Raw genomic sequence first — 6,805 nt, forward strand, 5'->3', positions numbered from 1 at the left:
GTCGCCTTCAGCAATGCCCGTAAGTTTTGTGCCGAACCGCTGATTGACGTTCTGCACCGAAACATTAAGTGTGCCAGTACGGGGGCCGGGCTTGAAGCGCGAAACCAGATAGGCCGCCAGGCTTTCCACAAACTGCGGACGCACGCGGCTGTCTTCTGTAACACGCGGGGGCAGACCAGTTGGGGCCGCAGCGCCGTTTGCTGCTGCAAGGCCGCTGCCGGGCGTGGATGTGTCCGCCAAAGACCCCACAGCCCCCTGAACATTTTGACCCGCCAGAGTGCCCGGCGCTGTATAAGGACTGACAACCGAAGGCGGCGGAGGAGGAGGCCCATCACGAAAAGCATCGCCCACACCCGCCAGAGGCGTGCCGCTGGTGGCGTTATCAATAACGGAGGCAGCCTGTTCGCGCCAATGCTCGCGCGTATCTTTATCCCTCGTAAGCCAGAAGGCGGCTCCACCCACCAGCAATACCGCCAGCAGAGCCAGCGCCACAATCTTGCGCCCGCCCTTGCCCGGAGCAGGATCGGGAAGATTAATAATACCCGGTACGCCAGGTTCTTTTTTTTCCAACTTCATGCGCAACTCCTTCTCTGGCGGCGCGCGAAAATATACAATCGCACTGAGGCACAAAAGCCTGCTCCGGGGAGTGCTCAGCCATAAAGGGACACTCCCGTACAGCGCTCATACCGCCTAGCTGATGCTAGCATTGCTTCTCTGGGCTGTGAAGACTTTTTCTAGACTCGTCGCAAGCCAAAAACGGTGATTGACATCAACACATTGCGTCCGGCAACAGGGAGAGCTATAGTATCCTTTATTCACTTATACTGGTTCCAATTACTACTTAAAAGAGGCTCGCATGTTAACTCCTCCTAACATTCTCACTATTGCCGGTTCCGACTCTGGCGGCGGTGCGGGCATCCAGGCAGACCTGAAAACCATTATGGCTATGGGCGGCTATGGCATGAGCGTCATTACGGCGCTTACCGCCCAGAATGGCATGGGCGTCACGGGCATACACGCTCCTGACCCTGATTTCGTGGCACTGCAACTAGACACAGTGCTCGATGGCTTTCCCGTGGCGGCCGCAAAAACAGGCATGCTGTTTTCCGCTGGCATTATCCGGGCTGTGGCCCCTGTATTGCGGCGGCGCAGTTTTCCTCTTGTCGTTGACCCCGTTTCGGTGAGTCAAAGCGGCAGCCGCCTTTTGCAAGAAGACGCCATCTCCGCTCTTGTCAATGACATCCTGCCCGGCTGCGACCTGCTGACGCCCAACAGGCCGGAAGCGGAAATGCTGACCAACATGACCATCGACAGTCTGGACGATGCCGCCACCGCAGGTGAAAAGCTGCTGCAAATGGGCGCAAGAGCAGTGCTTATCAAAGGCGGCCATATGGAAAACAGTGTCGTTGTCACTGACTGCCTGTGCATGGAAGGCCAGGCCCCCAAGGCTTTGCCGCAGGCCAAGGTAGATACGGAAAACAATCACGGCACTGGCTGCACGCTTTCTGCGGCCATAGCAGTGGGTCTTGGCAAGGGGCTGCCCCTTCAGGTGGCAGTAACGCGGGCTCAGGAGTATCTTAATCTCGCCCTGCGCCGCAGCTACAGCCCCGGCAGCGGAGCTGGCCCGGTCAACCATGCGGCGGGGCTAAATCTATAGTGGCCAGGCAGCAAATAAAGCAGCCTGCCTTTATTAAGTATGCATTCCTTAAAGTTAGCATATGTCTGTTATGGCGGGCGACCGCTCTTACAGCAGTCAAAGCACTATAGATGAAAAATTGACAAAAGATATAGTAAAATTGATTATTTAAATGACGTCCGGTCGCGCCAATCAGATTTTCCGCGAATGTTATCTATATTGTATAGAGAGAGGGAAAATCGCGGTGTGGGTTTTCTGGCGACAGCCCGGCTCAGATGCCATTTTGGCGTAAACCGCCGCCAGAACAGCCCAGCGGCTTTTACGGCTGGCGCTTTTTCATGTGTGCTCCCCGAACAAACAAGCGCCTTCAATTAAAAATCTTTGGGCAAGAGCTGTCCCATGCGCAGCAGCCTAAACCTGCCCGCGTGACTTCTTTGCGCAGGCGTGTCTTCACGAGCCCTTGAGCGTAAATGGGACGGCAGCTTGGCCCGCTGTTTGCAACTGACGGAAACGGATACCCCGCAGGTGTCAAAAAAAAGGCGGTATGCGCGTGCCCTTCCGTTTCAAGATGCAAAAAGTGCTGGACTACCGGGAACAGCTGGAAGAAGAGGCCAAGGTCAACCTTGCCATTCAGCGGGCCCGCCTGGCTGAAGCCCAGGACCGCCTTGATAAAGTCAAAGCGGAGCTGCACCAGACCGAGGATCGCCTTGTGGGGGCAGTTCTTATGGACGCATCCGAGCGCTGGCTGCTTGAGCAGTATGCCAAAGGCCTGCGAGCAGATGCCGCCCACGAAGCCCTTCAGGTACGCATGCTGGAACAACTGGCTGAGGAAGCCCGCCAACTGCTGGCTGAACGCGCCATCGACAAGAAATTGCTGGAAAAGCTCAAGGAAAGGCAAAAACAGCACTATGCCCGTGAGGAACAATTGAAGGAGCAACGCACCAATGACGAAACAGCAACCCTCCGCTACAAAGCTCCGACTCTCTAAGCTGTTCCGCTGGCTGGCGGTGCTTTGCTTTATCAAGCTTTCCATGCTCTGCATGCTGCTTCTTGATGTTCCGCTGCCCTCGTGGCTTGGCGGCACACCTTCGCAAACAGCCTTTGTTCCTCCCGTTGATCCACTTTCTGACACGGCTGTTATGGAAAAATTGACAGCACTTGTGGCCGCAAGCCGTCAGGAAGGCGACAAGGATGCCCAAGCTGTTGATCTGCCCGCCAACCCGCAAGAATCCATCGCAGAAATAAATCTTGCGCCCGGCACGTCTGCCCCAACCGTCGCACCTCAAAGCGCGCCTGTTGTTCAGCTTGCCAAGGATCAGGCCAGTGCGCCGCAGGGTTCGGCTGCCGCAAAAATGGCGGCAGCGGCGCAACCGCATAGCTCTGGCCCGGCGCAAGGAAGGCTTGTTGACGCCGATGCCCTGCCAGCACCTCTTATGACTGCGGGCGTGTCCTCCGTAAGCCATGCCGCAGAGCAACAAATTTTCACACCGCCAAACATCAGCCAGCCCAAACCCCTGCCTGCGCCCCTGGCCCAGCCGGGCGTGAGCGCGCCTACGCAGAACAACAATTCCGGTGCAAACACTGCGGCGAAAAACTCTGGCGAACACAGCTGGCTGGACGCCCTTGCCCGTTTGCCGATTCCGGCACTTGGCAGCGTGCAGGCTGCCCACGCCGCTGCTCAAGATATGCCCGTACCGCAAACGCCGCCCTCGGCCCAAACAACGCCCTTTGCCCCTGCCGCACAGGCCGCTCCCTATTCGCTGCCCGGCGCGGCGGAAATTCCGGCCAATATTCCCCGTGGTCAGGGTATGGATGGCGCGCCCTTGCCCCCACGCGGCACATCCGGCGCAAATGGTCAGGGCGCGGGAACGACTCCGGCGCTGCCCATGAGCGGCCAGACAGGCATACCTGCGGCACCGACGCCTAACGTGCGTCCGTCGCAGCCGGCAACTGATCCTAATATCAAGGCTCAGGAACTGGCCCGCCAGCAACAGGATATCCTCATGCTGCGCCAGCAGATGGATCAGCGCCTCAAGGACATGCAGAACGCGGAACAGAAGATGAAGGACATGATCCGCGAAGCTCGCGGCATTGAAGACGAAAAAATCCGCCGGCTTGTGCTCACCTATACCCAGATGAAGCCAAAGGCTGCCGCCAAGGCTCTGGAAAGTATGGACGAGCGAGTGGCTGTACGCATTCTCACAGGCATGTCGCCCAAACAGTCAGGGGACATCCTTACCTACGTCAACCCGGCCAAAACAGCCAAACTGACGGAAATCATCACTCGCATGAAGCTGCCCGAATAATGCGCCTCAGACTTCTTGTTTCCTATGTGGGCACAGCCTACAGCGGCTGGCAGATACAGGAAAAGCCCAAACCGCCGCCAACGATTCAGGGCGCGCTTGAGGCCGCCCTGTTCAGGCTCACAGGTCAGCTCGTGCGCGTTCACGGCTCTGGGCGTACGGACTCTGGCGTGCATGCTCACGGTCAGGTGGCGCACTGCGACGTGCCCGCCCCCCGCGACGGCTTTGATTGGCGGCACAGCCTCAACGCCGTGCTGCCGCGTGACATCCGAGTGCTGGAGGCCAACCCGGCGGCGGCGAACTTTCACGCCCGCAAAGATGCCTTGCGCAAAACCTATGCTTACCAATTTTGGCAAGACCGTCGCTTTCTGCCCCCCCTGCTCCGCCCCTTTGTCTGGAACTGCGGCCCGCTGGATCAGGACCTCATGCGCAAGGCTATTCCCTACCTGCTGGGCACGCACGACTTCGCAGGCCTGCGTAATGCAGGTACGGATGTGGAAAATACCGAACGCACACTGCTGGACGCCCGCCTGGAACAATTGCCGCCCTGCGAATTTTACCCGCCCCATGCTCCCATGCTTCGTCTTGCCGTCACGGCTGACGGCTTTCTCAAGCAGATGGTTCGCAATATGGCTGGCCTGCTGGCCGCCTGCGGCCAAGGCAATATGGAAGCCGGGCAAATCCCTGCCCTTCTGGCTGCGCTTGATCGGCGGGCAGTACCGTCAGTGACGGCTCCTCCTGAAGGTCTGGCGCTGGTGCGTGTGGAATACCCTGAGAACTGATCCCGGCCAGTTTTTTTGCATACCTCGGCCTAACATCCTGCCTGCCGCTCGCTGCGCAGAAGTCCTCCCCCCCCAAATTTTCTATTGAGTTTCACTGATGCCCCGCGTCCACAACCAGGGGATGCAAAAGAAGCAATCCGGGTAGACAGTGTCGTCACGAGCTGAATTTCCTCGTTGTCTCAACGAGAACGGACCTTTTCGGCAGGAAGTGCACCCTGACGGTACTCGACTGACATAAAGAAAAAGCTCGACGCAGACCAGGCTGGAAAGGCGCTCGTGACGACACGGCCCAATAGGACCATCCCAATCACCAGCGAAGCAGACTTCTCTTCTCTGCTTTTCGTTTTCGATGCCCAAAAAATTATACCGACTGTAACATACATGTAACAGACTGAATTTAATGCGCCCTTGATAATTTTGAAGGCCTGCGCGTAAAATTTAAATCGAACCAGAAAAAAAAAATATTATCTAGAAAAACTTTAACCCAAAGATTTTCTAGGGATTTGGGTTTTTTTTCATTTTTTTGGCGTTTTCTGGTTAAAATTTTTGCACGATAATGCTTGCAATGTGTTCGGGCCTTTCCTATAGTTAGCCCGAAGCGGACAACCGCTCCACAGGCGTGTACAGCAAAAACGTGCCCTACTAGGGCAAAATAAAGGAAGGTTAACAATGAAAAAGATCGCTACTCTTCTGTTGGCGGCCGGCCTCGTGTTCGGCGCAGCCACAGGCGCCAGCGCCATCGACTTCAAGGCCAAAGGCCAGTGGATCATGAGCTTTGACTACGGCATGAACGGCAACTTCACCGGTGGCAACGGCCAGACCGGTTACAACAAGAGCGAAGACGAGTTCGAAGCCAACCAGCGCGTACGCCTGCAGTTGGACGCCGTTGCTTCCGAATCCCTGTCCGGTACCGTTTTCTTTGAAATCGGCAAGCAGACCTGGGGCCAGGACAAGTCCGGTGGCACCTTGGGCGCTGACAACAGCAGCGTCATCAAGCTGAAGAACGCCTACATCGATTGGCTCGTTCCCCAGACCGACCTGAAGGTTCGCATGGGCATTCAGGGCATGGCCATTCCCAGCTTCACCACTGGCAGCAACGTGTTCAACGACGACGTAGCTGGCATCACCGCCTCCTATCAGTTCAACGAAAACGTTGCCGTGACCGCTCTGTGGGCCCGCCCCTGGAACGACAACTACGCCAACGCCAATGATCACAACGGCAACCACAACAACTTCATGGACAACGTGGACGTTGCTGGCCTGCTCGTGCCCCTGACCTTTGACGGCGTGAAAGTGACCCCCTGGGTCATGTACGCTGCCCTTGGTCCCAACGCTTTCCGTTCCGGCAATGACTCCATTTCCAGCTTCTCCGGCACCTCCGGCAAGTATCCCCGCGCTGGCATGGTTCCTGCTGGTGGCGCTCGCCACAAGGACGGCACCAGTGCCTCCAAGAAGCTGGACGAATACGGCAGCGCTATCTGGGCTGGCCTGACCGGCGAAGTGACCATGTTTGACCCCATCCGCATCGCGTGGGACGTGAACTACGGTTCCGCCAGCTATGACGACAGCCGCCTGAACCGTTCCGGCTGGCTGGCTTCTTTGCTTGCTGAATACAAGCTTGACTGGGCCATCCCCGGCATCTACGGCTGGTACGGTTCCGGCGACGACAGCAACCCCGCCAACGGCTCCGAGCGTATGCCCAGCCTGAGCGTGAACAACAATAACAACGGTTTCTCCAACTTCGCCTTCAACGGCAACCCCTACATCGCTCGTGAAGCCACCCTTGGCTACAGCATGTCTGGCACCTGGGGCGTTGGCGCCCGCTTGAAGGACATGAGCTTCCTGGAAGACCTGAAGCACACCTTCCGCGTGAACGTCATCGGCGGCACCAACAGCCCGAGCATGGGTAAAAAGCTGAGCAATAATGGCTTTGCTGCCAACAGCGGTGGTTATGCCACCGGCACGTCTGGCGCTGCTGGTATGGATCCCCTGTACATGACCACCGAAGACGTGGTGATGGAAGTGGGCCTGACCAACACCTACCAGATGTACGAAAACTTCACCATCATGCTTGACGCCGCTTA

Annotated in this window: 5 protein-coding genes and 1 pseudogene; 5 read left to right on the plus strand and 1 reads right to left on the minus strand. The window is 57.3% G+C overall.

All coding sequences use genetic code 11. The features are described from left to right. A pseudogene (locus QM579_RS12985) lies at positions 1 to 576 on the minus strand (hypothetical protein); the annotation flags it as partial. A gap of 280 nt (positions 577 to 856) precedes the next feature. Here QM579_RS12985 and thiD point away from each other — a divergent pair. The 5 genes from thiD to QM579_RS13010 all read left to right on the plus strand — a co-directional run. After that, positions 857 to 1,657, plus strand: a complete 801-nt coding sequence (thiD, locus tag QM579_RS12990) for a bifunctional hydroxymethylpyrimidine kinase/phosphomethylpyrimidine kinase (protein ID WP_414999555.1) — start codon at positions 857 to 859, stop codon at positions 1,655 to 1,657. A gap of 523 nt (positions 1,658 to 2,180) precedes the next feature. Beyond that, positions 2,181 to 2,624, plus strand: a complete 444-nt coding sequence (fliJ, locus tag QM579_RS12995; protein ID WP_414999556.1) for a flagellar export protein FliJ — start codon at positions 2,181 to 2,183, stop codon at positions 2,622 to 2,624. After that, the gene (locus QM579_RS13000; RefSeq protein WP_414999557.1) at positions 2,581 to 3,942 is read left to right on the plus strand and encodes a hypothetical protein; all 1,362 of its coding nucleotides are present in this window, start codon (positions 2,581 to 2,583) and stop codon (positions 3,940 to 3,942) included. Before fliJ ends, QM579_RS13000 begins: the two co-directional genes overlap by 44 nt. Continuing rightward, a complete protein-coding gene (gene truA, locus QM579_RS13005) occupies positions 3,942 to 4,721 on the plus strand; it encodes a tRNA pseudouridine(38-40) synthase TruA (RefSeq protein ID WP_414999558.1) in 780 nt (259 codons plus the stop codon). Before QM579_RS13000 ends, truA begins: the two co-directional genes overlap by 1 nt. Before the next feature lie 669 nt (positions 4,722 to 5,390). Beyond that, on the plus strand, positions 5,391 to 6,805 hold a 1,415-nt coding region (locus QM579_RS13010), incomplete at its 3' end, for an outer membrane homotrimeric porin (RefSeq protein ID WP_414999559.1).

The sequence above is a fragment of the Desulfovibrio sp. genome (assembly GCF_047607245.1).
In the GTDB taxonomy this organism is placed as follows: Bacteria; Desulfobacterota; Desulfovibrionia; order Desulfovibrionales; family Desulfovibrionaceae; genus Desulfovibrio.